This is a genomic window from Gordonia sp. C13 (assembly GCF_023218005.1).
GTDB lineage: Bacteria > Actinomycetota > Actinomycetes > Mycobacteriales > Mycobacteriaceae > Gordonia > Gordonia namibiensis.
In genome coordinates this window covers 1-851 of record NZ_JALPSY010000072.1, presented here as the reverse complement: position 1 = coordinate 851, position 851 = coordinate 1, and the positions used below count along the sequence as shown (strand labels likewise).

The 851-nt window shown below is 65.0% G+C and carries 2 protein-coding genes and 1 other annotated feature; both genes read left to right on the top strand.

From position 1 onward, the window contains the following. Positions 1-327: transposase (locus tag M1L58_RS23270; RefSeq protein WP_006360012.1), on the top strand; the 327-nt coding region annotated here is incomplete at its 5' end. After that, positions 288-416: a sequence feature (AL1L pseudoknot), on the top strand. Its footprint overlaps the gene before it by 40 nt. Then, positions 330-851, top strand: a 522-nt coding sequence (locus M1L58_RS23265; RefSeq protein ID WP_248660629.1) for an IS3 family transposase, incomplete at its 3' end; no start/stop codon positions are given. It overlaps the preceding feature by 87 nt.

Sequence of the window (851 nt, the reverse complement as noted above, 5' to 3'; positions counted from 1 at the left end):
ATGGAGAGCATGGCAGCACCACGCAAGTACAGTGAGGAACTCAAGGACCGGGCCACCCGGATGGCATGTGAAGCGCGACGAGATCCCGATTCGTCGAGAGGTGCGATCAAGCGGATCGCCGATCAGCTCGGAGTCCATCCCGAGGCGTTGCGCAATTGGGTTCGTCAGGCCGAGATCGACGGCGGGGTCCGCCCGGGCACCACGAGTGAGGACGCTGACCGCATCGCGGCGTTGGAGCGGGAGAACCGTGAACTGCGGCGAGCGAACACGATCTTGAAGCAGGCTTCGGCTTTCTTTGCGGCGGAGATCGACCGCCCACAGCGCTGATCGTGGAGTTCGTCGCGGCTCACCGCGATGAACACGGAGTCGATCCGATCTGTGCGGCATTGCGCGATACGTCCGCCCAGATCGCTCCGTCCACGGTACGAGCCCACCTGAGCCCCCAGAAGACCGAGGCGCCTCGTGTGGTGCGTGACCGGGAGCTCCTTACCCAGGTCCGCGCGGTGCATGCCGACAACCTCGGCGTCTACGGTGCCCGCAAGGTGCATGCCCAATTGCGCAGACAGGGCCATAGTGTTGCCCGCTGCACCGTCGAGCGATTGATGAAAGCCGATGGGCTGCAAGGGATAGCGAGACTCAAGACACGCAAGACCACGCGCAGCGAGGGAGCTGAAACACCCCGGCCGGCTGACCGGGTCAACCGTCAGTTCACCGCGGCGGCACCGAACGCGTTGTGGGTGGCGGACCTGACCTACATCCGCACCCACTCGGGCTGGGTGTACGCGGCGTTCGTCCTGGACGTGTTCTCGCGGATGGTCGTCGGCTGGCAGGTCTCGACCACCATGCACACC